The organism is Streptomyces sp. NPDC058464, assembly GCF_042721035.1.
GTDB lineage: Bacteria > Actinomycetota > Actinomycetes > Streptomycetales > Streptomycetaceae > Streptomyces.
On the sequence record NZ_JBHXMA010000051.1, the window covers coordinates 1 to 24,890 of the forward strand.

General features: G+C 71.6%; 22 protein-coding genes and 1 pseudogene. 13 read left to right on the forward strand and 10 right to left on the reverse strand.

Annotation, left to right across the window (positions count from 1 at the left end; translation table 11 throughout):
• Window positions 1-79 precede the first annotated feature (79 nt).
• Both ACFWPQ_RS43605 and ACFWPQ_RS43610 read right to left on the reverse strand, forming a co-directional pair.
• Window positions 80-967 carry an RNA polymerase sigma factor SigF gene (locus tag ACFWPQ_RS43605; RefSeq protein ID WP_361301644.1) on the reverse strand — a complete coding sequence of 296 codons (888 nt, stop codon included), beginning with the start codon at window positions 965-967 and terminating at the stop codon, window positions 80-82.
• Window positions 968-1,212: 245 nt separating this feature from the next.
• Complete coding sequence (locus ACFWPQ_RS43610) at window positions 1,213-2,037, reverse strand: class I SAM-dependent methyltransferase (RefSeq protein ID WP_384048229.1); 825 nt, start codon at window positions 2,035-2,037, stop codon at window positions 1,213-1,215.
• A gap of 91 nt (window positions 2,038-2,128) precedes the next feature.
• Between ACFWPQ_RS43610 and ACFWPQ_RS43615 the strand changes: the two genes are divergently transcribed.
• The gene (locus tag ACFWPQ_RS43615; protein ID WP_384048232.1) at window positions 2,129-2,611 is read left to right on the forward strand and encodes a VOC family protein; all 483 of its coding nucleotides are present in this window, start codon (window positions 2,129-2,131) and stop codon (window positions 2,609-2,611) included.
• Window positions 2,612-2,677: 66 nt separating this feature from the next.
• On the opposite strand, the gene ACFWPQ_RS43620 is transcribed toward ACFWPQ_RS43615, so the two are convergent.
• The 4 genes from ACFWPQ_RS43620 to ACFWPQ_RS43635 all read right to left on the reverse strand — a co-directional run bounded on the left by ACFWPQ_RS43620 (window position 2,678) and on the right by ACFWPQ_RS43635 (window position 7,375).
• Complete coding sequence (locus tag ACFWPQ_RS43620) at window positions 2,678-3,562, reverse strand: geranyl diphosphate 2-C-methyltransferase (RefSeq protein WP_217551998.1); 885 nt, start codon at window positions 3,560-3,562, stop codon at window positions 2,678-2,680.
• Between the two features lie 64 nt (window positions 3,563-3,626).
• Entirely contained in the window at window positions 3,627-4,679 is a 1,053-nt protein-coding gene (locus ACFWPQ_RS43625; protein ID WP_384048235.1) for a family 2 encapsulin nanocompartment cargo protein terpene cyclase, read from the reverse strand.
• Between the two features lie 17 nt (window positions 4,680-4,696).
• Window positions 4,697-6,139, reverse strand: a complete 1,443-nt coding sequence (locus ACFWPQ_RS43630; protein ID WP_384048238.1) for a family 2B encapsulin nanocompartment shell protein — start codon at window positions 6,137-6,139, stop codon at window positions 4,697-4,699.
• A 228-nt stretch (window positions 6,140-6,367) separates the two neighbouring features.
• Window positions 6,368-7,375 carry a zinc-binding alcohol dehydrogenase family protein gene (locus ACFWPQ_RS43635; RefSeq protein WP_384048396.1) on the reverse strand — a complete coding sequence of 336 codons (1,008 nt, stop codon included), beginning with the start codon at window positions 7,373-7,375 and terminating at the stop codon, window positions 6,368-6,370.
• Window positions 7,376-7,523: 148 nt separating this feature from the next.
• Between ACFWPQ_RS43635 and ACFWPQ_RS43640 the strand changes: the two genes are divergently transcribed.
• Both ACFWPQ_RS43640 and ACFWPQ_RS43645 read left to right on the forward strand, forming a co-directional pair.
• Window positions 7,524-8,318: a VOC family protein gene (locus ACFWPQ_RS43640; protein WP_384048241.1), complete on the forward strand. Its 795-nt coding sequence runs from the start codon at window positions 7,524-7,526 to the stop codon at window positions 8,316-8,318.
• A 47-nt stretch (window positions 8,319-8,365) separates the two neighbouring features.
• Window positions 8,366-9,067 (forward strand): ribonuclease H, encoded by a 702-nt coding sequence (locus ACFWPQ_RS43645; protein WP_384048244.1) that lies wholly within the window; start codon window positions 8,366-8,368, stop codon window positions 9,065-9,067.
• Window positions 9,068-9,106: 39 nt separating this feature from the next.
• Here ACFWPQ_RS43645 and ACFWPQ_RS43650 read toward each other — a convergent pair whose 3' ends face one another.
• Entirely contained in the window at window positions 9,107-9,937 is an 831-nt protein-coding gene (locus ACFWPQ_RS43650) for a tyrosinase family protein (protein WP_384048246.1), read from the reverse strand.
• Between the two features lie 27 nt (window positions 9,938-9,964).
• Window positions 9,965-10,372 (reverse strand): tyrosinase cofactor, encoded by a 408-nt coding sequence (locus tag ACFWPQ_RS43655; RefSeq protein ID WP_384048249.1) that lies wholly within the window; start codon window positions 10,370-10,372, stop codon window positions 9,965-9,967.
• A 343-nt stretch (window positions 10,373-10,715) separates the two neighbouring features.
• Here ACFWPQ_RS43655 and ACFWPQ_RS43660 point away from each other — a divergent pair, with 343 nt between their 5' ends.
• From ACFWPQ_RS43660 to ACFWPQ_RS43695, 8 genes and pseudogenes are all read left to right on the forward strand, one after another.
• Complete coding sequence (locus tag ACFWPQ_RS43660; RefSeq protein ID WP_384048251.1) at window positions 10,716-11,906, forward strand: FAD-dependent monooxygenase; 1,191 nt, start codon at window positions 10,716-10,718, stop codon at window positions 11,904-11,906.
• A 97-nt stretch (window positions 11,907-12,003) separates the two neighbouring features.
• Complete coding sequence (locus ACFWPQ_RS43665; RefSeq protein ID WP_384048254.1) at window positions 12,004-13,497, forward strand: MFS transporter; 1,494 nt, start codon at window positions 12,004-12,006, stop codon at window positions 13,495-13,497.
• Entirely contained in the window at window positions 13,494-14,102 is a 609-nt protein-coding gene (locus ACFWPQ_RS43670; RefSeq protein WP_384048256.1) for a TetR family transcriptional regulator, read from the forward strand. Before ACFWPQ_RS43665 ends, ACFWPQ_RS43670 begins: the two co-directional genes overlap by 4 nt.
• An 8-nt stretch (window positions 14,103-14,110) precedes the next feature.
• Window positions 14,111-14,320: pseudogene (locus ACFWPQ_RS43675) on the forward strand (IS5/IS1182 family transposase); the annotation flags it as partial.
• Window positions 14,321-14,566: 246 nt separating this feature from the next.
• Window positions 14,567-17,974 (forward strand): CHAT domain-containing protein, encoded by a 3,408-nt coding sequence (locus ACFWPQ_RS43680; RefSeq protein ID WP_384048259.1) that lies wholly within the window; start codon window positions 14,567-14,569, stop codon window positions 17,972-17,974.
• Window positions 17,971-19,026 (forward strand): hypothetical protein, encoded by a 1,056-nt coding sequence (locus tag ACFWPQ_RS43685; protein WP_384048261.1) that lies wholly within the window; start codon window positions 17,971-17,973, stop codon window positions 19,024-19,026. The genes ACFWPQ_RS43680 and ACFWPQ_RS43685 overlap by 4 nt, the downstream gene beginning before the upstream one ends.
• A complete protein-coding gene (locus ACFWPQ_RS43690; RefSeq protein ID WP_384048264.1) occupies window positions 19,023-19,679 on the forward strand; it encodes a DUF6338 family protein in 657 nt (218 codons plus the stop codon). The genes ACFWPQ_RS43685 and ACFWPQ_RS43690 overlap by 4 nt, the downstream gene beginning before the upstream one ends.
• Window positions 19,666-19,851: a hypothetical protein gene (locus tag ACFWPQ_RS43695; protein ID WP_384048267.1), complete on the forward strand. Its 186-nt coding sequence runs from the start codon at window positions 19,666-19,668 to the stop codon at window positions 19,849-19,851. The genes ACFWPQ_RS43690 and ACFWPQ_RS43695 overlap by 14 nt, the downstream gene beginning before the upstream one ends.
• Window positions 19,852-19,954: 103 nt before the next feature.
• Here the strand turns inward: ACFWPQ_RS43695 and ACFWPQ_RS43700 are convergent, their stop codons facing one another.
• Window positions 19,955-20,860 (reverse strand): LysR family transcriptional regulator, encoded by a 906-nt coding sequence (locus ACFWPQ_RS43700; protein WP_384048270.1) that lies wholly within the window; start codon window positions 20,858-20,860, stop codon window positions 19,955-19,957.
• Window positions 20,861-20,993: 133 nt separating this feature from the next.
• Between ACFWPQ_RS43700 and ACFWPQ_RS43705 the strand changes: the two genes are divergently transcribed.
• A complete protein-coding gene (locus ACFWPQ_RS43705; RefSeq protein WP_384048272.1) occupies window positions 20,994-21,890 on the forward strand; it encodes an SDR family oxidoreductase in 897 nt (298 codons plus the stop codon).
• A gap of 70 nt (window positions 21,891-21,960) precedes the next feature.
• Here ACFWPQ_RS43705 and ACFWPQ_RS43710 read toward each other — a convergent pair whose 3' ends face one another.
• A complete protein-coding gene (locus ACFWPQ_RS43710) occupies window positions 21,961-23,676 on the reverse strand; it encodes a cholesterol oxidase substrate-binding domain-containing protein (protein ID WP_384048275.1) in 1,716 nt (571 codons plus the stop codon).
• 139 nt (window positions 23,677-23,815) lie between these two features.
• On the opposite strand from ACFWPQ_RS43710, the gene ACFWPQ_RS43715 reads away from it, so the two are divergent.
• Complete coding sequence (locus tag ACFWPQ_RS43715; protein ID WP_384048278.1) at window positions 23,816-24,799, forward strand: aldo/keto reductase; 984 nt, start codon at window positions 23,816-23,818, stop codon at window positions 24,797-24,799.
• Window positions 24,800-24,890: the final 91 nt, after the last annotated feature.

Genomic DNA, 24,890 nt, shown 5'->3' on the forward strand with positions numbered 1-24,890 from the left:
GAGCAGCGGGCGCCGGGCGAGGCACCGCGGGCGCCGACCCGCACGCGGGTGCGGCGGGGCGGCGCCCGGGATCCCGCCGTCAGGCGCAGCCGAGTTCGCCCAGCATCCCCTGGCGCAGCCGCGTGATGATCCGCTTGATCAGGCGGGAGACATGCATCTGGGAGCAGCCGAGCCGCTCGCCGATCTCCGCCTGCGTGGCCTCCTCCACGAACCGCAGATGGATGATCTCCCGGTCCCGTTCGCTCAGCTCGGCCATGAGCGGGGCCAGCGACTGGAAGTCCTCGACGAGCCGCAGCCCGTCCTCCTCGACACCGATGAAGTCGGCCAGCACCGCCTCGCCGTCCTCCGGGCCGTCCCCGGTCAGCGCGGCGTCCAGGGAGGAGGAGTTGTAGCCGTTGGAGGCCAGCTGGCCCTCGACCACCTCGTCCTCGGACAGGTTCATGAGCGTGGCGAGCTCGGCGACGGTCGGTTCCCGGTCCAGGCGGCTGGAGAGCTCCTCGCGCGCCTTGGCCAGCTCCACACGCAGCTCCTGGAGCCGGCGCGGTACGTGCACCGCCCAGGTGGTGTCACGGAAGAACCGCTTGATCTCGCCCACGATGTACGGCAGCGCGAAGGAGGTGAACTCGACCTCGCGCGACAGCTCGAACCGGTCGATGGCCTTGATCAGGCCGATCATCCCGGTCTGGACGATGTCCTCCATGTCGTCGCCGCGGTTGCGGAACCGTCCGGCCGCGAACCGCACCAGCGACATGTTCATCTCGATGAGCGTGTTGCGGGCGTACTGGTACTCGGGGGTGCCCTCCTCCAGCTCACCGAGCCGCTGGAAGAACTGACGGGACAACTGACGTGCGTCGCGCGGGGCGACGGTCCTCGGGTCCTCGATTCCTGGCAGTGCCCCCTCCGGCGTCCACGCTTCGACGGGGTGAGCGGTGTTCACTGCTTCCGACCGGATCCCGGCGGTGTTCATTACCTCTCCCAGGTCACTCACGTTGCGGCGGCTGCCTCTTCGGCCGGTGGCGTCCCGGCCCTGTCCGGGTGTCGCCCAGACCCGGGTACCCGGAGCCGGACGACTCATGCGTGCCTTGACGCTCGGGTACCCGGGGTGACGCGACGCATGCGCCCTGTCTCCGGGCGTGGCCGAAAAAAGCCGGTGACGGTCCGTGGGGGAGGGGGCGAGGAGGACGAGGGGCCTACGAGGGGCCTACGAGGGGCCTACGTTCCGACGCGCACCGCCGTGATCAGCTCGTGCCAGTACCGCTTGGTGACGACACCGTCGTACCGGGAGTCGATCAGCTCGCGGATGTCCGCGAGCAGCCCGTTCCGGGCGGCCTCCGGGAGCGCACGGTGGTTGGAGTAGGTGAGCAGCAGGTCGATGTACCGGTCGGTGGTGTAGGTGATCTCCTGGGGATGGCCGTGCACGGCGACGCCGGTGAAGTGCGGGGAGCCGGTGAACTCGGTCGTGTCGGTCGCGAGATCGGACTCGCGGGTCGGGCGAAGACCCGGCGGGGTGGCCGGATCCCAGCGCTCGTAGCACTCCTGGACCTCGGCGAAGAAGTCCTCGGTGCCGCCCGCCACATGGTGGGTGGCGACGACGCCGAGCAGCCCGCCGGGGCGCAGCGCCCGGGCCGCCCTGGGCATCCGGACCGCCGGGTCGAGCCAGTGGAAGGCGGTCGCGCAGACCACCGCGTCGAACGGCTCCGGCGGCAGCTCCCACTGTTCGAAGGCCGCGACCACCACCTCCACCCCGGGGAACGCCGCCAGTTGCCGACGGGCCACGGCGGCCATGTTCGGGCCGATCTCCACTGCGGTGATCGAACAGCCGGAGCCGGCCAGATCGACGGTGAGCTTGCCGGTGCCCGCGGCGATCTCCAGCACCCGGACGCCCGGCCCGGCCCCCGCGACCCGGACCAGCTCCTCGACCAGCGAGGCGGGGTAGCGGGGCCGGGCCCGCTCGTACAGTTCGGCGTCCTGGTCGAAGATGTCCCGCAGCTTCGGTTCGTTCACCCTGAATTCCAGTGCGTCCACGCAGGGCAGCATGCCGATGCCCGTCCTGCGGGGCCAGCGATTAGTTTCCTGGCAGGCGGGGGTCGGTACACATGACCGCGTTCGCCGCTCCCGGGAGGTATCCATGACCACCGACGGATTCACCACGTGTCTCTGGTTCGACGGGCAGGCCGAGGAGGCCGCCCACTACTACGTGTCGATCTTCAAGAACTCCAGCATCGGGAAGGTCGGCCGGTACAACGAGGCCGGGCCGGGGGAGGCGGGGTCCGTGCTGGCCGTCGACTTCACGGCCAACGGGCAGAAGTTCGTGGCCATCAACGGCGGCCCGCAGTTCAAGTTCACCGAGGCGATCTCCTTCCAGATCTACTGCGCCGGGCAGGAGGAGGTCGACCACTACTGGGCCAAGCTCACCGAGAACGGCGGCGAACCCGGTCCCTGCGGCTGGCTCAAGGACAGGTACGGCGTGTCCTGGCAGGTGATCCCGGACGGGCTGATCGAGATGATCGGCGACGCCGACCCGGAGAGGGCCGCGCGCACCACCCGGGCCATGTACGGCATGGGCAAGCTCGACATCGCCGCGCTGCGGAAGGCGTACGCGGGGGAGTGAGCCGTACGGACACGGGGACGGGGGCGGTGTCCGCGGACACCGCCCCCTCGTGGGCACGCCCCCGGGTCAGACCCGGTCGGCCACGATCAGCAGGTACTGGAAGCTGCCGTTCTTGTACGCGGTGAGGAACGCGTCCTCGATCCCCGTCACCAGGTGGTCGGCCTGCTTGCGCAGTTCCCAGTACGGGATCGTCGCGGCGGTGAGGTCCTCCACGTGGACCGGCACCAGCCGGTTGGCGGCCATCGCCCGGAAGTACTCCGAGCGCGGGTGGATGTCGCAGATGTAGTGCGCGTTGATCAGGGACACCTCGCGGGACGCCTGCCCGTAGGCGTTGTTGTAGCAGCCGGTGATCGTCACATAGCGGCCGCCGCGGCGCAGCAGCCGGGCGTGCTCGGCGAAGAGCAGCTCCAACTCGACGTACATCGTGGACTCGTTGTTCCACGAGGCCGCGTACGCGCCCGTCTCGAAGCCGGTGTCCAGCATGTTCCGGTGGTGGTAGCGGACCTTGTCGCCGACCTCCCGCTTGCGGGCCATCTCGTTGGCGAAGTCGGCCTGCTTGGCGGAGATGGTCACCCCGTCGGAGTGGCAGCCGTAGCGCAGGTTCGCCACGATGCTGCCGCCGCCGCGGCCGCAGCCCGCGTCGAAGACCCGGTCGGCCGGGGTGAGGGCGCCGAGGTGGGAGGCGAGCAGCTCGGCCTGGGCGTGCTCCAGGCGGTGCAGCTCACCGGTGACGCGCTCCTTGCGCAGCGCCGGGTCGGGCTCGTCGAGCACCGACCAGTCGGCCTCACCGATGCCGTAGTGGTGGTGGTACAGGTCGTCGATCTTTCCGAGTTCGAGGTTGACCGGGTTCTCCTCGGCGTTCCAGTACTCCGCGACGCTGTTCTGGTACCTGGACTGGGTCGGCACCGGGGCTGACGTGGTGGTCTTCCGAGCGACAGGGGCGGTCGTCAACAGGTTCTCCTCGAAGTGTCTCTGACGGTGTTTCGGTGATCCGGTGTTTCGGATGGCTCGGTGGCTACCAGTAGTCGGGCAGGTGGTAGCGGTTGGTGTTGGTGGCGTGCCATTCGTGGTTGCCGGCGACCCAGGCGGCCAGCCCCTCGGCGTAGCGCGCGATCAGCGGCGAGCCGGCGGCCAGGGCGGCCGACTCCTCCTCGAAGGCCTCCATGATCCGGTTGTGGATGCCGACCGACTTCAGATAGGCCGCCTTGAGCCCGCGCCGGTCGTTGGCGGCCACCACCTGCGGCAGGTTCAGGTGGTCCGGGTCGCTCGCCAGCTCCTTGGTGAAGGAGTACAGGTCGTTCATGACCGTGGTGGCGTTGCAGGCCAGGGCCGTGATCCGCTGGATCTCCGGGCGGGCGTAGAGCTGTTCGGGCAGCTCGTAGCCGTCCACCGCGTCCACGATCGACAGGCAGGGCCGGAAGTTGTTGAACTGCCGCATCACCAGGTACTCCCAGACCCGCGGCACGTACCCGGTCTCCATCCAGGCGGCCTCGCCGAGGTAGCCCATGTGCAGCCGGGCCAAGTCGTGCACGAACCGGGCTGTCTGGCTGGGCGTGGCGAAGGCCGCGTAGTCCGCGAGGGCGTGGTGGTACGAGCGCAGCGGGCCGTCCGCCTGGATGCCCTCGCGCCACTCCTCCTCCAGCTCCGGGATGCCGTGGTAGGGGTCGAGCGCCGACTGGGCGATGATCAGCGGGCCGCCGAGACCCCGCCGGGACCCGCCCCGACCCTCGTCCTCCTCGCAGTAGCAGGAGTCCACGATGTTCTCGGCGAGCAGCAGCTTCCCGGCGACGGTGAGCCGGTCCAGGTCGAGGCCGCCCGGATGCTGGAGGGCGACGGCCCGGCCGAACTGGAAGCCGGAGAAGTCCCCCTTCCAGGCCGCGGGGAACAGGTCCAGCTCGCGGGCCCAGGCCTCCAGGCGGCGGTCGAGCTCGGCGGCCTTCTCCGGGTCGGCGGGCACGGCAGGGCGGTAGTGCAGTCCGGGGACCGCCCCGGTGCGCTTGGCCGGGCGCAGCCGCTCCGCGATGTTCGGCGGCCCCGGCAGGGCGTAGGAGGTGGTGGTTGTGCTCATGGATGTGCTCCAGGCCGTCAGTCGGCGGTGCGGCCGAGCTGGACGTTCTCCAGGATCCCGGCCGCGTCGGGGACCAGGACGGCGAGCGAGTAGTAGGCGGTGACCAGGTAGTTGATGACGGCCTGCTCGTTGACGCCCATGAAGCGGACGTTCAGGCCGGGCTGGAACTCCTCGGGGATGCCGGTCTGGTAGAGGCCGATGACCCCCTGGTCGGCCTCGCCGGTGCGCAGCGCGATGATGCTGGTGGTGTGGTCGTCGCTGATCGGGATCTTGCTGCACGGGTAGATCGGGACCCCGCGCCAGGCCGGGATCTCGTGCCCGTCGACATTGGTGGACGGAGGCACCAGGCCGCGCCGGTTGCACTGCCGGAAGAAGGCCGCGATCGCCTTGGGGTGGGCCAGGATCACCTTGGTCTTGCGGCGCATGGAGATCAGCTCGTCCATGTCGTCCGGGGTCGGCGGACCGGTGAAGGAGCTGATCCGCTGCCCGTAGTCGATGTTGTGCAGGAGCCCGAACTCCCGGTTGTTGACCAGCTCCCACTCCTGGCGCTCGCGGATCTCCTCGACCGTGAGGCGCAGCTGCTGCTGGGTCTGGTCCATCGGGTGGTTGTAGAGGTCGGCGACCCGGGAGTGCACCCGCAGCACGGTCTGGGTGAGCGACAACTCGTACTCGCGCGGCGCGAGGTCGTAGTCCACGAAGCCGCCCTGCAGGGTCGGCTCGCCGGTGTGGCCGGCCTGCACCGGCACCTCGGCCTCGCCCTTGCGGTTCATCGGCAGCCGCTGCCGGTCGACATAGGCCTGCAGATGAGCACCGAGCGACGGCACCCGGTCCATGATCTCCTCGGCGACCGTCCAGGGCAGCGCGAGCACCACGCCCGCGGTCTCCGCCCGGACCGAGGTGAGCCAGAGCGGATCGGTCTGGCCGACCGCCTCGTCGCCCATCTGGTCGCCGTCGGTGACGACCCCGACGACCTCCTCCTCGCCGTACTTGCCGGCCGCGTACCGGATGAACCGGCCGTGCACCACCAGATAGGTCTCGGTGACCGGCTGCCCCGCCTCGAACAGCACCTGCCCGGCGCGCACCTCGCGGGGCTGGAAGCGGTCGGCGAGCTGGGTCAGCGCCTCCAGGTCGTCGTAACCGCGCAGGATGGGCAGTTCGGTGAGGGTCTGCGGGATGACCCGGATGTCGTCCCCGCCGTTGTGCTCGAAGCTCACCCGGCCCCGCCCGGTGCGCAGTTGGAGGCGCCGGTTGACCCGGTAGGTGCCGCCCTTGACGTCCACCCACGGCAGTGTCTTCAGCAGCCACCGGGAGGTGATGGCCTGCATCTGCGGTTCGGACTTGGTGGTCGTGGCGAGCTGGCGTGCCGCCCGGGTGCTCAGGCTGGTGAGCTGCCCGTCTGCGGTCGGATCCGGCTCGGGCTCGTCGACGGCGGAGCCGATGACGCTGTCCGGTGTGGACACATTCCCTCCAGCAGAGCGGTGAACAACGGTGACCCGAAGGGTCGGTGGTGTGCGAGGTGGTGGTGCGCACGGACAAGCCAAACAGCCTTGGTGATCTACGGGTACGGCGCGAAAGGGGCGGTTGCATGCCTTAGTTGCGCAAACCTGGTGTACGGGGTGGAAAGGGTTGCGTTTCCCGATCGTGCGCCGGTCGCCCGCTCTCGTGCCCGGGCCGCATGGGGGTTGGGCTCAGGAGAGGTCGTTCACCAGCACCGCGGCCCCGTCGAAGCGCCCGGCCTTGAGGTCCCGCAGCGCCCGTGGGGCCTCCGACAGCGGGTAGGTGTGGGTGGTCGCGTGCACGCCGTGCCGCTCGGCGAGCGCGAGGAACTCCCGCCCGTCGGCGCGGGTGTTGGAGGTGACGCTGCGCAGTTCCCGCTCGTAGAACAGCTCGCGTTCGTAGGTCAGCGGCGGTACGTCGCTGAGGTGGATGCCCGCGACCGCCAGCACCCCGCCCCGGTCCAGGGCGCGCAGCGCGACCGGCACCAGGTCGCCGACCGGCGCGAACAGGATCGCGCTGTCGAGCGGCTCGGGCGGCGCCTCGTAGGCGTCCCGCGCCGAGGCCGCGCCCAGCTCCAGGGCCAGCCGCCGCGCCTCGGCACCCCGGGTCAGCACATGCACCCGCGCGCCCTGCGCGAGCGCCACCTGTGCGCACAGGTGGGCGCTGCCGCCGAAGCCGTACAGGCCGAGCCGCCCGCCCGGCGGGAGCGAGGCCCGGCGCAGCGCGCGGTAGCCGATGATCCCGGCGCACAGCAGCGGCGCGAGCGCGACGTCGTCGAGGGCGCCGGGCAGCCGGTAGGCGAAGGCGGCCGGCACGGTCGTGTACTCCGCGTAACCGCCGTCCGCGTCCCAGCCGGTGTACTCCGAGTGCGGGCACAGGTTCTCGGCGCCCCGCAGGCAGTACGCGCACGTCCCGTCGGTGCGCCGCAGCCAGGCCACCCCCACCCGGTCGCCGACCGCGAAGTCCGCCGCCTCGGCGCCCGTCCCCGCGACCGTGCCGACCACCTCGTGCCCCGGCGTCACCCCGGCCCGGTGCACCGGCAGATCCCCCTCGGTGACATGCAGGTCGGTCCGGCACACCCCGCAGGCCCGCACCCGCACCAGCAGCTCGTCCGCCCCGGGCACCGGCACCGGCCGCTCCACCAGCCGCAGCGGATCCGCCTCGACCGGCCCGGGCCGCTCCACCGACCATGCCCGCATCACGTCCGCCATACCGCGCCCCGTCCGCCGAAGGCCGCCGACTCCCTTCCCAGTGTCCGCCGGAGTCCGGCGTTCGGCGCGCGGGCGGACCGCCTGGTGGCTAGCGTGAGGAAGCGGGAGAATCCGCACGATCGGAAGGGCCGCGGCGATGGCGGTACAACCTGAAGGAACCCCCTGTTGGGCCGACGCGATGTTCGGCGATCTGGAGGGGGCCAAGAGTTTCTACGGCGAGGTCCTCGGCTGGACCTTCGGCGAGTCGTCCTCGGAATACGGCAATTACACCCAGGCCTACGCGAACGGCAAGGCCGTCGCCGCCGTCGTACCGCCCATGCCCGGGCAGGAGGGGCAGTCGCAGTGGTGCCTCTACTTCGCCTCGCCGGACGCGGCGGCCGCCGCCGCGCGGATCCGGGAGAACGGCGGCGAGGTGCTGATGGAGCCGATGCAGGTCGGCGACTTCGGCACGATGTGCCTGGCCCGGGAGCCCAGCGGCGCGGTGTTCGGGATCTGGCAGGGCGGCGTCCACGAGGGCTTCGAGGCCACGGCCGTGCCGGGCGCCTACTGCTGGGCGGAGGTCTTCACCCGCGAGCCCGAGAAGGCCGACCCCTTCTTCGCGGCGGTCTTCCCGTACACGGTCCGGCAGATCGAGGACGACAACGTCGACTTCCGCACGTTCAGCCTCCGTGAGCAGCCCGTGCTCGGCCGGATGCGGATGACCGACGACTTCCCGCCCGAGGTGCCCTCGTACGTCAACGTGTACTTCACCGTCGCCGACTGCGACGAGGCCGTCGCCAAGGCGGTGAAGCTCGGCGCGGTGCTCCGCTTCGGGCCGATGACCAGCCCCTTCGGCCGGTTCGCGGCGCTCAGCGACCCGCAGGGCGCCAACTTCTCGGTGATCGACGTCACGACCACCGAGGGTGAGATGCCGCCGACCACGGACGTCTGACCTGGGCTGATCCCGGACCACGGCCGGGCACCCCGCCCGGCCGTGGCATGATCGGGGCCATGCGTGAACGAGTGGTGGCCGCGTGCGACGGGGCTTCTAAGGGAAACCCGGGACCGGCGGGCTGGGCCTGGGTGGTGTCCGACGACGCGGCGACTCCGGCCCGCTGGGAGGCCGGGCCGCTCGGCAAGGCCACCAACAACGTGGCCGAACTGACCGCCCTGGAGCGGCTGCTGACCGCCGTCGCCCCGGACGTGCCGCTCGAGGTGCGGATGGACTCGCAGTACGCGATGAAGGCCGTCACCACCTGGCTGCCCGGCTGGAAGCGCAACGGCTGGAAGACCTCCGGGGGCAAGCCGGTCGCCAACCAGGACTTGGTCGTCCGCATCGACGAACTCCTCGACGGCCGCACGGTCGACTTCAGGTACGTCCCCGCCCACCAGGTCGACGGCGACCCGCTGAACGACTTCGCCGACCGCGCGGCCAGCCAGGCGGCCGTGGTCCAGGAGGCCGCGGGCAGCGCTCTCGGCTCCCCGGAACCGCCGCCGTCCCAGGCGCCCGCCGCCTCGGCCGGGGCCCCGCGCCGCAAGGCGGCACCCCGCAAGAGCGCGGCGGGCGGCTCCTCGTCGCGCACCCTCAAGGCGAAGTTCCCCGGACGCTGCCTGTGCGGCCGCGCCTATGCGGCCGGCGAGTCCATCGCCAAGAACGCGCAGGGCTGGGGCCACCCGGAGTGCCGCACGGCGGAGGCCTGATGAAGCGGCCCGCTGCAGACGCCTGTTGCAGCGGCCCGATCAGGCCTCCAGGGTGTCGAACGTGTAGAACTTCGTGTGGTCGAGCAGATCCGCCGGCCGCACGTCGTTCCACGGCTTCATCGTCTCGTCCAGGTCCACCACGTCCGGCGTGCCACCGCCCGGCACATAGGCCGCCTCCGGGTGCCGGTTCTGCCACCGCGCCCACAGCTTGTCGATGAAGGCGTGGTGCAGCCAGAACACCGGGTCGTTGGGGGAGACCCCGGTGGCCATCTGCCCGCCGACCCAGACGTGGACCCTGTTGTGCAGGTTGACCCCGCGCCAGCCCTCCAGGTGGTTCCGGAAGCCGTCCGAGGCGCTGTTCCAGGGCGCCATGTCGTACGTCGCCATGGACAGGACCGAGTCGACCTCGGCCCGGGTCGGCAGCTCGCGCACGCTCGTCCCGAGCGACCTGCGCAGATAAGTACGGCCGTCCACGCGGACGTTGACCGGCCAGTTCCCGCCGGTGGCGGCGAACGGCCCGTCCGTCACCCGCCCGTCCGAACTGCGCCCGGTACCGCCGAGGAAGTCCGGCGCCCACAGCGTGGCGCGGACGGTCCGGTCGGCGCTCCAGTCCCAGTAGGGGAGCGCGACGGAGGGGTCCACCGACTGGAGGGCCTGCTCGAAGTCGAGCAGGAACCTGCGGTGCCAGGGCAGGAACGACGGCGAACGGTGGCCGGTGCGCTCCGAGTCGTCGGTGTCGGACATGATGAAGGCGTTGTGCGTGCGCACGAAGTCGTCGTAACGCCCGCTGCGCTTCAGCTCGATGACGGCGGCGACGAACCGCCGCTTCTCGTCGGCGGTCAGACTGGCCTGGTTCTTGCGTACGGTCATGTGCGGGAAACTCCTGGTACGGGGCGGTCAGTTGGCGGGGAACGGCAGCAGTGCGGCGCCCTGCAGCTCGTCGACCGCGGCGCGGGCGGCGGCACGCGGGGTGGCGACCGGGTCGTAGTGGCTGACCACGCTGATCCAGCTGCCGTCGGCGTTCCGCATCACGTGCAGTTCGACCCCGTCCACGAGCACCGCGTATCCGGTGCCGTGTCCGTGGTGGTGACCGCCGTCCATTCGCTTCATTCCGCCCATGTCGCCCATGCCGGACGGCCGGCCCTGTATCCGGCGGCCCTTGTAGACCTCGTCGAAGGGTTCGAGTGATCCCCCGTGCGAGTGGCCGGCGGCCGAGGCGCCGGATGCGACGAGGGTCTGGACTCCGGCCGCGGCGGCGAGGGCGGCCGCCGCGGTGAGTGCGCGACGGCGGGTGAGTTCGGGCATACGGATGCTCCTGTGACGGGTGCGGGTGGTGACCCCGTATGCCTATCCGCCGGTTCCGGAGCGGGAGAAATCGCCCGGATCGGGTTGGCTGCGATCAGGACAATTGACTACATGTCATACAAGATTGAACGAAGATGATCTTGTCGTCATGATGGCCCCGCCCGACCCGGAACGGGGAATTCCTTGCTCGGACGGGCGGCTTTCCGGTGATCTTTCGCGACGGTCCGCCGTCCGGGTGGCGTGGCTCACGGTGCCAAACTGGCGCGATTCGAAAACCCGGCCGGGCGCCTTCGCGCTGCTACCCTCCGGTTCCAATTGACCACGTTCGGTGAAGCATAGGGGTGTGTGCGTGAAGGTCGTCTGCGTCGGAGGCGGGCCCGCCGGCCTGTATCTCGCGATCCTGCTCAAGCGGCAGAACCCGTCCCATGACATCACCGTCCACGAACGCAACCCGGAGGGCTCCACCTACGGCTGGGGCGTCACCTACTGGCGCGCGCTGCTCGACCGGCTGCACGCGTACGACGCGGAGTCGGCGCGGGCCGTCGAGGAGAGCTCGGTGCGCTGGACCCAGGGCGTCGCCCACGTCCGCGACCGGCAGGCCCGGCAGCCCGGCGACGCGGGCCACGGCATCGGCCGCCACCGCCTCCTGGAGATCCTCGCCGAACGCGCCCGCGCCCTCGGCGTCCGGCTGGAGTTCGAGGACGAGATCACCCCCGGGAACCTCCCCGAGGCCGACCTGGTCGTCGCCGCCGACGGCATCCACAGCGCCCTGCGCACCCAGTACGCCGACCACTTCGGCACCGAGGCCGTCGAGGGCCGCAACCACTACGTGTGGCTCGGCACCACCCGGGTCTTCGACTCCTTCACCTTCGCCTTCGTCGAGACCGAGCACGGCTGGGTCTGGTGCTACGGCTACCCGTACGACGACGGGCACAGCACCTGTGTCATCGAGTGCGCCCCGGACACCCTCACCGGACTCGGCCTCGACGCGACGGACGAGGCCGGCCAACTGGTCCTGCTGGAGAAGCTGTTCGCCGGCATCCTCGACGGTCACCCGCTGATCGGCGGCTCCTCGGCGGCCTGGCCGGCCTTCCGCACCCTCACCAACCGGACCTGGCACCACGGCAACCTCGCCCTGCTCGGCGACGCCGCGCACACCACCCACTACTCCATCGGCGCCGGCACCACCCTCGCCCTCGAAGACGCGATGTGCCTCGCCGACGCACTGCGCGAGCACGCCGCCCTGCCGCAGGCGCTGGCCGCCTACGAACGGCGGCGCAAGGCCGAGATCGTCTCCGCGCAGAGCGCGGCCCGCCTCAGCGCCCAGTGGTACGAGAGCCTGCCCCGCTACATCGGCCTGCCCCCGCACCGCATGTTCGCCCTGCTCGGCCAGCGGCACTCGCCCCTGCTGCCGTACGTCCCGCCGCAGCTCTACTACGGCCTCGACAAGGCGGCCGGAAGGCTGGAGGTGCTGCGCCGGTTCAAGCGGTGGCTCGGGCCGCGGGCGGCGCGCGCCCTGCACGTCCGGTCGTAGGAGCCTTACGGCCGCGGGATGTTTGGGTGAAAGGTAATTCACCCGATAGGGTGAATTCGCATTCACCTAGTTTTCCGCTTCGCCCGCAGGAGTGCCGATGGACCAGCCCGCCCCGACAGCCGGCTCCCCGGAATCGCCCACCGCACCGCCTCCGCTGCGGGAGCGGCTGACCATCCCGGTGCTGGCCTTCGGCGGGATCCTGATGGCCGTCATGCAGACGGTGGTCGTCCCGCTCCTGCCGGACCTGCCCCGCCTCACCCACTCCTCGGCCGGTGCCGTCTCCTGGACGGTCACCGCGACCCTGCTCGCCGGGGCCGTCCTCACGCCGGTGCTCGGCCGGGCCGGTGACATGTACGGCAAGCGCCGGGTGCTCACCGGGGCCCTGGCGCTGATGACGGTGGGCTCCGTGATGTGCGCCCTGTCGTCGGACATCACCGTGCTCATCGTCGCCCGCGCCTTCCAGGGCGCCGCCGCCTCCGTGGTACCGCTGTCGATCAGCATCCTGCGCGACGAACTGCCGCCCGAGCGCCGGGGGTCGGCGGTGGCGCTGATGAGCTCCACCGTGGGCATCGGAGCCGCCCTGGGCCTGCCGCTGGCCGCGCTGGTGGTGCAGTACTACGACTGGCACACCATGTTCTGGCTGACCAGCCTCCTCGGGGCGCTGGGCGTCGCGGCGGTCTGGTGGGCGGTCCGGGAGTCGCCGGTGCGCGAGCCCGGCCGGTTCGACGTCCTCGGCGCCCTCGGGCTGGCCGCCGGGCTGACGTCTCTGCTGCTCGGTGTCTCCCAGGGCGGCCAGTGGGGCTGGGGCAGCCCGCGCGTCCTCGGACTGTTCGGCGCCGCCGTCCTCGTGCTGGCCCTGTGGTGGTGGCAGCAGCTGCGGACCGAACAGCCGCTGGTCGACCTGCACCTCGTGTCCCGGCCGCGGGTCGGCCTCTCGCATGTCGCCGCCCTGCTGACCGGGTTCGCCTTCTACGCCAACTCCCTGGTCACCGCCCAGCTGGTGCAGGCGCCGAAGGCCACCGGATACGGCCTCGGCCTGTCGATCGTGGCCACCGGCCTGTGCCTGCTGCCCGGCGGTGTGACCATGCTGCTGTTCTCGCCGGTCTCCGCCCGGATCTCCGCCGTCCGCGGCCCGCGCATCACCCTGGCCCTCGGCGCCGCCGTCATCGCCTGCGGATACGTGGTCCGCATCGCCGACAGCCGCGACCTCTGGATGATCATCCTGGGCGCGACCGTCGTCGCCACCGGCACCACCCTCGCCTACTCCGCGCTGCCCACGCTGATCCTGCGGGCCGTCCCGGCGAGCCAGACCGCCTCCGCCAACGGCGTCAACGTCCTGATGCGGACCATCGGCCAGGCCACCTCCAGCGCCGCCGTGGCCGCCGTCCTCACCCACCACACCAGCCTCGTCGGCGGCCTTCCCGTCGCCACGCTCCACGGCTACCTGCTGGCCTTCGCGATGGCCGGTGCCGTCGCCCTCGCGGCCGCCGCCGCGGCCCTCTCCATACCCGGCGACCGGGCTCCCGCCGGCCCCGCCCGCACCCGGGACCGTGCCGAGGGTGCGAGGGACGACGCGCTGGAGGGAGCATGAGTGCCGTGAGCACCCGACCCGGCACCCCCTCCGCGCCCGCGCCCGCCCCCGCACGACGGGACGCGGAGGCCACCAAGGCGGCCATTCTCAAGGCCGCCCGTTATCTCCTCGCCCGGCACGCGCACGCCGACATCACCCTCAAGGACGTCGCCGAACGCGCCGGGGTGAGCGCGCCGTTGATCCTCAAGTACTTCGGCAACAAGGACAGCCTCTTCGCCCGGGTCATGTCCTTCGACACCGACGCGGCCGCGCTGCTCGACGCACCTCTGGAGGAACTCGGCCGGCACATGGTCCGGCACGTCCTGGAGAGCCAGCGCGACCGCGGCGCCGACCCGCTGCTGCGGATCGTCTTCGCGCCCCTGCACGGCGACCACGGGGACGTGCTGCGCGCCAACTTCCGCGCCCACGTGGTCGACGCCCTCGCCGCCCGGCTCCCCGGCCCCGACCCGGACCTGCGCGCCGAACTCGCCGTCGCCCAGCTCATCGGCCTGGGCGTGATGTACGGCATCGCCCGCGGCCCGAAGCTGCGCGACTGTGCGGCCGCCGACATCGGTGACATCGCCGACCGGTACGGTCCGGCCGTCCAGGCCCAGTTGACGCCCTGACCCTGTCGGCGCCCCGGCGGCACCGCCCCGACGAAGGACCCGGAAGGTCCCGAGGCGGGCTGACGAGCGAGATTCACCTCGTGAACGACGGCGGCTGCAGGCCCCTCGCTCTGCTGACCGCTCCTGGACATTGAGGGGACGCACCGCAGCTGATCCCGGTCCTCGAACACGTCCGTGTTCCCCGCGCCGGAGGGGGACGGCCGCGCACCACGCCGGACCTGCGCGGACTTGCCACCGGGTACGACAAGACCGCCACCGCGTACGAAGCGGCGGAGGCATCGAGCGCCCGCGCGAGGCGCCCGATGGCGGAATCACGGGTTCACGCGGCGACTGTCACTGTGTGTCCCTACAGTGGGACATCGGGTGACGGTGCGTCTGTGGTTCGGTGACCGCATCCCGAGGACCTTCGGTGCGCACGGGGAGGGGGTCCTCACTCGGAGCGTCTGACGTCGGTCGGGGGGCCGGTGAACTACTCGATTCGGATCAGGCACGACTGGCAGTGCCACAGGTGCGGCGAGGCCGTCCAGGACGACACGTACATGGTCGTCGACGCCCTGGCACGGCCGGACCTGGTCCAGGGAGTGATCAAGGGCAAGGTGCCGTCGGTCACTTGTCCGTCCTGCGGCGCGAGGAAGGCCCGGTTCTTCCCGCTGCTGGTGTACCGCGGCGAGGCGACCGGGCAGTTGGTCTACTTCTATCCACCTCACACCCCGTCCGAGCAGGACGAGACCAACAAGAAGCTCTACGTGGAGGCGCTGCTCGACAGGCTGGGGCCGGTGAGTGCGGAGGAGGCAGAGAACTCCGGCGTCCTGTCCGTGCCGTTCGACGCGGCACGGGGAGTCCTGGCGCCGACTGCGCGCGGCGCCTCGGCGGGCGGAGGGCCGCGCATGTGCAGGGTCAAACCCCGGCGCTCGGCACCGCCGTCCGAGGTGCTGCGGATCGGCGCCGAACTGGTGGCGTCCGGGCGTGCCGGGCTCGGCCGCTCCCTGAGCGACAGGCCGCTCGCGGCGGAGCTGGCGCGTCTGGCGGAGCAGGCGCTGGAGCTGCTGGGCGACCGTGACGAGCCCGAGTTGCGGGGCGACCTGGAGATGACGCTGGGCATGATGCTGAGCAGTGTGAACCGCGGGCAGGACGTCATCGGCCTGGAACGGGCCATCGGCCTGATGACGCGCAGAGCGCACGGCATTTCGAGGCAGGAGGACCCGCAGCTCTGGGCCGTGGCGCGATACGAGCTGGCACGCGCCTACGGCCAGCGCTACACGGGCGACGTCCACGCCAACCAGGAGCTGGCCATCCGGTATCTGCGGGCGGCTCTGGAGGAGACCGGGCCGGAGCACGGTACCGGGACATGGGCACGTGTCCGCAGCGAGCTGGCGAAGGTGCTGATGGATCAGGGCACCCAGTCCGCACCCGGCCAGATCGAAGAGGCCATCGGCCTGCTGGAACCGGTCGTCGCCCGGCTCGACCCCGCCCGGGACAAGGAGCTCTGGTGCGACGCCCAGAGTTTCCTCGCCGGTGCGTACAACACCCGGCAACAGGGCGACCCGGCCGTCAACAGGGAGCACGTGGTACGGCTGTACGAGCAGCTGGACGCCATCGAGTCGGAGGAGACCGACCCCGAACAGTGGGCCAACACGCAGGCCCGACTGGCGGTCTCACTCTCCAAGAGGATGCGGGGGGACAGCCGGGAGAACAGTCTTCGCGCACGCGAGCACCTGCTGCGGGCACTCGCCGTCTACGAGCGCGTCGGCGACCGCGGCGAGGCCTCCAGCACCTACGACAAACTGGCCATCGTGGCGGGCCAACTCGGCGAGTACGACGAGGAGATCCGGTGCCACGAAGCCGCCCTCGTGCACCGCCTCCGCGACACCGCTCCGCATCTGTGGGCACGCAGCATGTCCAAGCTCGGCTGGGCCCTGCTCAAGCGGGCCGCGAGAGACAAGGCGGAAGATCCTGCCGCCAGGGCCCGGCAGGGGCTGGGACACATCGAGGACGCCGTCGCCGCCTACGAGGGTCTCCCGACCGGGTTCGAACTCAGCTTTCAGCTCGTCTCCTTGGCCTCGGCGTGCCGGCTCTGCCGCAAGCTGGACCCCTCGCGGGAGGACGAACTTCGTGAGCGGGAGCTGTCCGTTCTGCGGGAGGCGACGGACCGTGCCCACGGTCGCAGGGACCTGCTGCGAACCGCGGCAGAACAACTGGGTGACGCCCTCGCGGAACGGACCGACTGGTCCGCGGCGGCCGACGCGTACCAGCAGGCTGTGGAGGCGGACGAAGAGCTGTTCCGCGCCTGCCTGGTGAGCTCCTCGCGGGAGCTGCGGCTGAACTCGGCCGGGGATCTGCATCAGCGGGCCGCCTACGCACTCGCTCGCGCGGGCGGGTTGGAAGAGGCGCTGCTCTGCCTGGAGCGCGGCAGAACACGCAACTTCAATCTGGCCCTCTCACCGGATCACGACCAGCTTCACCGGCTGGCGCAGACGGACCCGGAGACCCACACCGCCTACGTGCGAGCCGCCGAAGCCGTACAGACCCTGGAGGCCCGCAACCGTGAGCTGAGCCGGCAGGGAGCCCCGCGGGACGGCGGGCGGGAGTTGGACGCGGCCGAGTACGAACTGGGCGGAGTCCTCGACGACGCCAGAGCGGAACTGGCCGCCGCCCTGGTCCGGGTCAGGGCGCTGCCGGGTATGGAGTCCTTCCTGCGGGAGACGACGCGGGCCGAGATCCTGGGGGCCGCACGACCGGGAGAGCCGCTCTGCTACATCGCCGCGACGAAGAACGGGAGCCTGTCCCTGATCGTGCGGCACGAGAGCGATCCCGGGCCCCGCGTCGAAGCCGTGGAGTCCACGCTGACCGCCGCGGACGCCCGTGCGCTGGCCGACGCCTTCGCCGCAACCGTGGCCGAGAAGGGAGGGGCGCTGCGGGAGCTGCTCCCGCGGCTCGGGGAGGAGTTGGTCGGACCGGTCGCCGAGGCGCTCGGCACGGCGACCGGCGTGGTCGTGATCGCCTGTGGCCCCACCGCCCATCTGCCCCTGCACGCCGCACATCTTCCTTCGACGGGCGAGCCGCTGCTCGCGACCTGCGCGGTCGCGTACGCACCGTCGGTGCGACTGCTTCTCGCGGCCCGGCACCGGGCCGCGGCACCGCTGCCGGAACCCCTTCTCGTGGCGGCGTCCGCCCCGGGAGAGGACGGCGGACTGCTCGCCGCGCAGGAAGTGGAGACGCTGCGGCGGCTGTTCGCCGCGGTGGGGGAGAGCCGGGACGTCACCGGCGATCCGCCCGGGGCGGAGGACGGGTGGACAAAGGGGGACCTGGTCGACGCGCTGTCCGGCGGCAGCCACGTCCACCTGGCATGCCACGGCGCCTACGACCCGACCGATCCGCTCGCCTCCAGGCTCGACCTCGGCGGCGAGCGCATCACCCTGGCCGACCTGCTGAACGCACGTCCCCGGCCGCTGGAGCGGGCCCGGCTGGTGACCCTGTCGGCCTGTGACACCGGGGTCGTCGACCCTCGCCTGCCGGACGAGGCGATCGGGCTGCCGACCGGCATCCTGCTGGCCGGCGGAGCGGGCGTCGTCTGCACGCGCTGGAGGACGAACGACACCGCGGCCGTGCTGTTGATGATCGCGTTCTACCGGCGGCTGCTCGGCCACGGCGTCGAGCCGCCCCCGTACGGCACACCGCCCGGCGTTGCCGAATCGCCCGCACAGGCGCTGCGGTGGGCCCAGTTGTGGCTGCGCTCGGCGACCGTGCCCGAACTGCTGGGCCTGGACTGGCTCCCCGCCGAGATCCGCCGGCGGCTGATGTCCCGCCGGGTGCCGGCGCGTCCTTTCCGGCACCCGTTCCTGTGGGCACCCTTCAGCATGGTGGGGGCATGATGACCGAGGCGCCGGACACCACCGCGGCCGACTTCCTCAACATGCCGGCCTACGAACGGGTCGCACGTTTCGCGCTCGTCGACACCCCGGCCGTCCGGCGCACGCTCTCGGACCGGGACGTTGCCTCCGTACTGGGCTCGCTCTGCCTGGCCTACGCCCAGGAGGAACGCTACGACGAGGCCTTCGCCGCAGGGCTGCGGGCCCGGCGGATCGCCAGGGGCCTGGCGGCGGACGACCCGGCGCTGCTCGGTCACGTCCTGCTCAACCTCGGGGTCGCCCACAGCCAGGCAGACGACCTTGAGAAGGGCCTCGCCGCGTATCTCGAGAGCTGGACGCACGCACGCCGTGGCGGCGACGAGGAGACGCTGTTCAAGGCCGGTGCGAACGCCTTGCTCGCGCTGGAGGCCGGGCGGCCGACCGGGGAGGCCGAGTTCGCCTTCCTCCAGGAGTGCCGTGCCGTCTTCGAGGCGGCGGACCGGGAGCCGGAAACCGCGCGGGCCTCCCGGTTGCTCGGGGAGGCGCTCCTCGACCGTGGACGGGTGACGGACGCGATCGCCGTCCTGGACCGGGTCCTGGTGCTGACCGAGTCGCTCGGGGGCGCCCGGTCGATGCGGCGGGAGACGACCCGGCTCCTGCTGGAGGCGGACCGGCGCATCGGCGACCCGGCGGACGCGCCGCCGCTCGGCCCCGGCGTCCTGCGCGAGGTGCGCGCTCTGGTCGACGACGGTGTGGAGAGCGCGTTGCGGGGCATAGTGCCGCGCACGAGGACGTGCTTCTCCCGTGCCCTGGCCCTGCTGGAGCGGCGCGCCCGGCCACGGGAACGCCTGCTGGCGGCATTCCTGCTGCTCGTAGGCGCCCGGCTCGCCTTCCACGAGGACGACGAGCCGGCGACGATCGAACTGATGGAGCGGGCCGGGCGGGAAGTGGAGCTGATCAAGCCGTCGCCGGCCGAGTGGGTGAAGACCCGCGCCTATCATCTGGACCTCGGCGCACTGAGCACACTGGCCCGGAACGCGGCCGTCAGCGCGCGCGAGCGGGGGAGCGGACCATGACACCAAGTACCGTCCAGCAGCTCGCGATCCTGGTGCTGCTGGTTCTGCCCGGCACCTCCTACCTCTTCGCGAGGGAGCGGCTCCTCGGGATCCGTGAGGCCGAGCAGGAGGTGAACAACCGGTTTCTGCGCGCCCTCGCCGTCGGGGTCCTGCTCGACGCCGCCTATCTGATCACCGTCGGTCCCCACCTGATACGGCAGCTGCGGGGCATGGGGAAGCGGCCCCTGACCGGTGTCGCCGAGCAGCCGCGGGAGGCCGGACTCTGGCTGCTGCTCCTCGCCGTCGTCGTGCCGACGCTGGTGGCATGGGCGGAGGCGTACTGGATCCGGCGTCGGCGCGCCGCCGTGCACGAGGGGACGCCCACCGCGTGGGACGCTCTCTTCCAGGACCGCGGGGCGTGTTTCGTCCGGGTCCGGCTGAAGAACGGCGGCTGGGCCGGCGGCTGGTACGGAACGCGCTCGCGTGCCTCGGCCTATCCGCAGCCTGGTGACCTCTACCTGGAGTCCCAGTACCGGATGGAGCCGGACGGTACCTTCGGACCACGGATGAGCGGCACGGCCGGGTTGTACGTCCGGGCCGCCGACATCGACCTGCTGGAATTCCACGAACCGCGCCGCGACACACCCCGGGGGAACTCCGATGCCGCAGTCTGACGCCGCCGACTACGAGGAACTCGACGACGACTTCGCGAGCTGGGCGGGCCCGCCGCGGGGCACCCACCATCCCAAGAAGGAGGACGTGCCCGAGGCCCAGGCCCTGCCTCCGGAGGGACCGGCCGGTGTCTCCACCACCGCGGAACGGGACGGCGACACGTCACCGCAGTGAGGTGACCGCGTGCGCGCTTCCGGGCGGCGTCCGCCGGGGTGCGCACAAGGCCTACTGCAACCGCGCGATCCGGTCCTACCTGCGCAGACGCCATTGACGAGCACTACCGGTCCCGGCCCGGCTCCGGCCCCGTCAGCAGTGCCTCGGCCGACTTTCGGAAGGCGGTCAGCAGTCGGTGGTTGTCGCCGGCACGGGTCGCCAGCACCACGTGGCTCGGCTCGACGCCGTGCAGCGGGACCGCGGTGAGATCGGGGCGGAGGGTCGCGCCCGGCACCAGAGGCACGATCGCCACGGCCTGCCCGGCGGCGACATGCTCGAACTTGTCCTCCACCGCGCCGATCAGCGGACCGTCGGGCGCCGGGCTGCCGTCCGGCCGGGGATCGACGCGCCAGAACGCGTTCCAGAGCGGATCCTTCCCACGGGGCAGCGGCTCGTCGGCGATGTCGTCGAGGGTGACCGACTCCTTCCCGGCCAGCCGGTGGTCCAGCGGTACCACCAGGACACGTGACTCGTCGTAGAGGACCGTCACCCGCAACCCGTCGGTGCGCAGCGGCAGCCGGGTCACGACCGCGTCAACGCGCCCCGCCAGCAGGGCCTCGCGCGGCTCGGCCCAGTCGAGGTGCAGGGTCCGCACGTCGGCGTCCGGGAAGCGGCGGCGCAGCTCGCGCACGGCCGGGGTGACGAAGATGCCGTTGATGTACCCGACGGTGATCCGGCTGGGCTCGGCGGCGGCCTGGGTGACGGCGGCGGCCTCGCCCGCGGCCCGCAGCAACGCCCCGGCCCGCGCCAGGAACACCTCGCCGGCCTCGGTGAGGCGGGCCCCCTGCGGGGTGCGGTCGAAGAGCCGCGCACCCAGCACCTGCTCCAGTCGCTGGATCTGCCGGCTCAGCGCGGGCTGGGTGATGTGCAGGGCACCGGCGGCCCGCCCGAAGTGCCGCTGCTCGGCGACGACGGTGAAGTACCGGACGAGCCGCAGATCGAGGTCGGGGCCGGAAACCGGATCAGCCATGCCTCCAGCATAAGGCCGACGACCTGCGCCGATGCCTGAAATGCATTGCGCATTGCGAAAGAGGCTTTGGACGCCCACCGCCCGCCGGCCGAACGATGGAGGCACCACCCACTCCCTCGAAGGAGCACCCACCATGCGGGTATTCGTCACCGGCGGCAGCGGCTTCATCGGCTCCGCCGTCATCCCCGAACTCCTCGGCGCAGGCCACCGGGTCCTCGCCCTCGCCCGCTCGGACAAGTCGGCCGAGACCCTGCGGGCGGCGGGCGCCGAGGTGCACCGCGGCAGCCTCGACGACCCCGAGGACCTGGCCCGCGCGGCGGCCGCGACCGAAGGCGTGATCCATCTGGCCTTCAACCACGACACCTTCCCGGACATGAGCCGCGCCGTGGAGACCGACCTCGGCGCGATCGAGGCGATCGGGGCGGCGCTGGAAGGCTCCGACCGGCCCTTCGTGGTCACCTCGGGAACCATGATGCTCGCCTCGGTCGACGGTGTGGCGACGGAGGCGGACACCCCGGTACCGGGCACCTACCGCAGCGCCCCCGACCTCGCCGCGCTCGCCCTCGCCGGGCGCGGCGTACGCAGCGCGGTGGTCCGCCTGGCCCCCACGGTGCACGGCCGCGGCGACCAGGGCTTCGTGCCCCGGCTGATCGACGTCGCCCGGGGGAAGGGCGTCGCCGCGTACATCGGCGACGGCACCAACCGCTGGCCGGCCGTCCACCGCCTGGACGCCGCCCGTCTGTTCCGCCTGGCCCTGGAGTCGGCCCCGGCGGGCACCGGCCTGCACGCGGCGGCCGACGAGGGAATCCCCTTCAAGGACATCACGGCGGCCATCGGCAGGGGGCTCGACGTACCGGTGAAGAGCATCCCGGCGGAAGAGGCCCAGGTCCACTTCGGCTGGCTGGGCCTGCCGGCCGCCATCGACAACGCGACGTCGAGCGAACGAACCCGCAACCTCCTGGGCTGGAAGCCGGAACAGCCGGGTTTGATCGCCGACTTGGAAGACGGTTTCTATTTCAGCGCCTCGTAGGGGCGCGGGGCTGTATCGATGTGCGGCTCCGCCGCGTGGGCGCGACCAGCCCCCACCGAACCCGCAGCCATCAACGGCGCACAAGCACCCCGTCCAAGAACCCGTTACTGAAGACCCGGTGCGGATCAAGCCGATCCAGGATCTCCACCGCCGCATCCCACACCCCACCCCCGAACGACCCCGGAATCCTCGTCCCGAGCACCTCCTCATCACTCCACACCGCACCTTCCGTATACGCCCACCCCTTGGACCACTCGACCCGAGTCCCCTCGAACCTCTCGAACAGGAACTGCTCCAACTCCCGCAAGAACGCCTCCGCATGGGGCGTCCCCGGCAGCGTCAGCACATCCAGCCACACGGCGGTGTCCGCCCCGTCCCGAGGCCGCACGGCGGACAGCAACGGCACCTGGGCGCCGTCCACCTGCGCATCGGACGCCTCGTCCAGCCCCGTCACCCGGATCTCCACCGACCCGTTGACCGGGAACCGCCCCGACGCGGCGTACACGGTGAGCCGTTCCCGGTAGAAGGAGGTGAACTCGTGCACCACCCGCTGTACATCGGCCCGCCGGGTCAGCACCGCGTACCCGTTCGCGTTGATCCGCAGCGTGGTCGGCTTGATGTACAGCAGCGTGTTCTTCGACGGTCCCCAGATGTCCGAGGAGAGCGTCGCCACCAACCCGAGTGCCGCCACGTCCAGTTGCGCGTTGCCCAGCACCGGCGCGAGGTACCAGGCCGCGTCGGACACCATCCGCCCCACCAGGTCGGCGACCACGGTGGGCACGTTGTCGGAGAAGGGGTAGTTGTACGGCGAGGTGACGTGCCGTGAGGTGAGCGGCCTGGCCGGTGCGACGCTCCATTCCTTCAGCCACGGGTACTCGGTGAAGGCGAACCAGATCGCCTCGACCCGCCCGGACCGCCGCAGGAAGCCGTCCAGGGTCCGGCCACCGGACCCGGGTGCGGCGAACAGTTCGCCGGCCGGGATGTCGGTCCGGCTGACGCACCGCAGGCTGCTGTCGGCCCCGACCCGCAGTACGACCTCGGTGACCAGCGCACGGCCCAGATGCGTCAGCAGCGCCGCACAGTCGGCCTCGTCGCGCCGGAACGTCCGAAGGACGTACGCTCCGGCGCTCTCGTCCCACACCACCGCCGTCAGGGACAGCACCAGGTTGCTCAGCGAGCCGTAGGTGTGGCCGGGCAGCGGTTCCTCGCCGTCGGCCGGTACGGCGGTGCCGTGCGCGTCGATCGCCAGTGCGCCGCCGAGGGTGAGATCGCCGGGCGCGGGCGCGGCGGTCAGCCCGAGGCCGTGGCCTTCCAGGAACGTGAGCAGCGCCTCCAGGGTGACGCCGGTCCCGGCCCGGACCTCCGTGGCCTCCGTGGCGGAGTCCAGGGCGAGCCCGGTGAGATGGCTCGCGGTGTCGACGAGGAGGACCTGGTCGTCGGCGCCCGTCCCTTCGGTGATCGTCAGGGGCGACCAGCCGTGCGAGGAGCCGCGGGCGCGGACCCGCCAGCCGTTGCGCCAGGCCCAGTCGACGGCCGCGAGCACCTGACCGGCGTCGGCCGGGGCGCACGCCCACAGTCCGTCCGCGGTGATCTCGCCGGCCCAGTTGCGGTACCCGGATCGGTACAGCGCGACCTCCGCCGGGAAGCCGGGCAGTTCGGCGGCGGCCATGGCCGGATCGGCGGCCAGCAGCACCGGAACGGCGGCGAGCGCGGCCGCGGACCGCAGGAAGCCCCGACGGCTCCAGCCGTCCGTGGAGAGGGAGTTGTCCGATGAATGATCAACCATGTCGACACGCTAGGGCGCCGGTTGACACACCCCCGATTTCCGTCCACCACAATCACCCGTGTGAGTGAAGGATTCACAGGTGGGCGGCGACGAACCGGCCCGTGACAGCGTTGTCGGTGGCGGATGACAGACTGGCGCCATGGACGAACGCGTAATCGGCAGGTCGGGACAGCGGGCATCGGTCGTCGGCCTCGGCACATGGCAGCTCGGCGCCGACTGGGGCGAGGTGGACGACAAGGAGGCGCTCGCCGTTCTGGAGGCGGCCGCGGAGTCGGGGGTGACCTTCTTCGACACCGCCGACGTGTACGGCGACGGGCGCAGCGAGCAGACCATCGCCGCCTTCCTGCGCGGCAGGCCGGACCTGCACGTGCTGGTGGCCACCAAGATGGGCCGCCGGGTCGACCAGATCCCGGAGAACTACGTCCTGGACAACTTCCGCGCGTGGAACGACCGGTCGCGCCGCAACCTCGGCGTGGACCGCCTGGACCTGGTGCAGCTGCACTGCCCGCCCACCCCGGTCTACTCCTCCGACGCGGTGTACGACGCCCTCGACACCCTGGTCGAGGAGGAGCGCATCGCGGCCTACGGCGTCAGCGTCGAGACCTGTGCGGAGGCGCTCACCGCGATCGCCCGCCCGGGCGTGGCCAGCGTGCAGATCATCCTCAACCCGTTCCGCATGAAGCCGCTGTACGAGGTGCTCCCGGCCGCCCGGGAAGCCGGCGTCGGCATCATCGCGCGCGTGCCGCTCGCCTCCGGGCTGCTGTCCGGCAAGTACACCAAGGACACGGTCTTCGCGGCCGACGACCACCGCACCTACAACCGGCACGGCGAGGCCTTCGACCAGGGCGAGACCTTCTCCGGCGTCGACTACGCGACGGGCGTCGAGGCCGCCGCCGAGTTCGCCGCCCTCGCCCCCGAGGGGTACACCCCGGCCCAGCTCGCCCTGCGCTGGATCATCGACCAGCCCGGCGTGACCACGGTGATCCCGGGCGCCCGCAACCAGGAGCAGGCCCGCGCCAACGCGGTCGCCGCGAAGCTCCCGGAGCTGCCGGAGGAGACGCTCACGGCGATCCGCGAGCTGTACGACCGCCGGATCAAGGACCAGGTGGAAAGCCGCTGGTAGCAGCGGCCCGGGCCGGGAGCGCAACCATGCCGCTCCCGGCCCGCACCACCACTCGCCGAGCCGCGTCGGACGATCCGCAGAGCCGTCTCCC

Excerpts from the sequence above, each read along its gene's own strand:
- ACFWPQ_RS43650 (WP_384048246.1), bottom strand. The coding sequence starts at position 9,937 with ATGACCGTACGCAAGAACCAGGCCAGTCTGACCGCCGACGAGAAGCGG.
- ACFWPQ_RS43695 (WP_384048267.1), top strand. The coding sequence starts at position 19,666 with ATGCCGCAGTCTGACGCCGCCGACTACGAGGAACTCGACGACGACTTC.
- ACFWPQ_RS43615 (WP_384048232.1), top strand. The coding sequence starts at position 2,129 with ATGACCACCGACGGATTCACCACGTGTCTCTGGTTCGACGGGCAGGCC.
- ACFWPQ_RS43645 (WP_384048244.1), top strand. The coding sequence starts at position 8,366 with ATGATCGGGGCCATGCGTGAACGAGTGGTGGCCGCGTGCGACGGGGCT.
- ACFWPQ_RS43605 (WP_361301644.1), bottom strand. The coding sequence starts at position 967 with ATGAACACCGCCGGGATCCGGTCGGAAGCAGTGAACACCGCTCACCCC.
- ACFWPQ_RS43640 (WP_384048241.1), top strand. The coding sequence starts at position 7,524 with ATGGCGGTACAACCTGAAGGAACCCCCTGTTGGGCCGACGCGATGTTC.
- ACFWPQ_RS43655 (WP_384048249.1), bottom strand. The coding sequence starts at position 10,372 with ATGCCCGAACTCACCCGCCGTCGCGCACTCACCGCGGCGGCCGCCCTC.
- ACFWPQ_RS43700 (WP_384048270.1), bottom strand. The coding sequence starts at position 20,860 with ATGGCTGATCCGGTTTCCGGCCCCGACCTCGATCTGCGGCTCGTCCGG.
- ACFWPQ_RS43705 (WP_384048272.1), top strand. The coding sequence starts at position 20,994 with ATGCGGGTATTCGTCACCGGCGGCAGCGGCTTCATCGGCTCCGCCGTC.
- ACFWPQ_RS43685 (WP_384048261.1), top strand. The coding sequence starts at position 17,971 with ATGATGACCGAGGCGCCGGACACCACCGCGGCCGACTTCCTCAACATG.
- ACFWPQ_RS43665 (WP_384048254.1), top strand. The coding sequence starts at position 12,004 with ATGGACCAGCCCGCCCCGACAGCCGGCTCCCCGGAATCGCCCACCGCA.
- ACFWPQ_RS43715 (WP_384048278.1), top strand. The coding sequence starts at position 23,816 with ATGGACGAACGCGTAATCGGCAGGTCGGGACAGCGGGCATCGGTCGTC.
- ACFWPQ_RS43635 (WP_384048396.1), bottom strand. The coding sequence starts at position 7,375 with ATGCGGGCATGGTCGGTGGAGCGGCCCGGGCCGGTCGAGGCGGATCCG.
- ACFWPQ_RS43710 (WP_384048275.1), bottom strand. The coding sequence starts at position 23,676 with ATGGTTGATCATTCATCGGACAACTCCCTCTCCACGGACGGCTGGAGC.
- ACFWPQ_RS43670 (WP_384048256.1), top strand. The coding sequence starts at position 13,494 with ATGAGTGCCGTGAGCACCCGACCCGGCACCCCCTCCGCGCCCGCGCCC.
- ACFWPQ_RS43625 (WP_384048235.1), bottom strand. The coding sequence starts at position 4,679 with ATGAGCACAACCACCACCTCCTACGCCCTGCCGGGGCCGCCGAACATC.
- ACFWPQ_RS43610 (WP_384048229.1), bottom strand. The coding sequence starts at position 2,037 with ATGCTGCCCTGCGTGGACGCACTGGAATTCAGGGTGAACGAACCGAAG.
- ACFWPQ_RS43690 (WP_384048264.1), top strand. The coding sequence starts at position 19,023 with ATGACACCAAGTACCGTCCAGCAGCTCGCGATCCTGGTGCTGCTGGTT.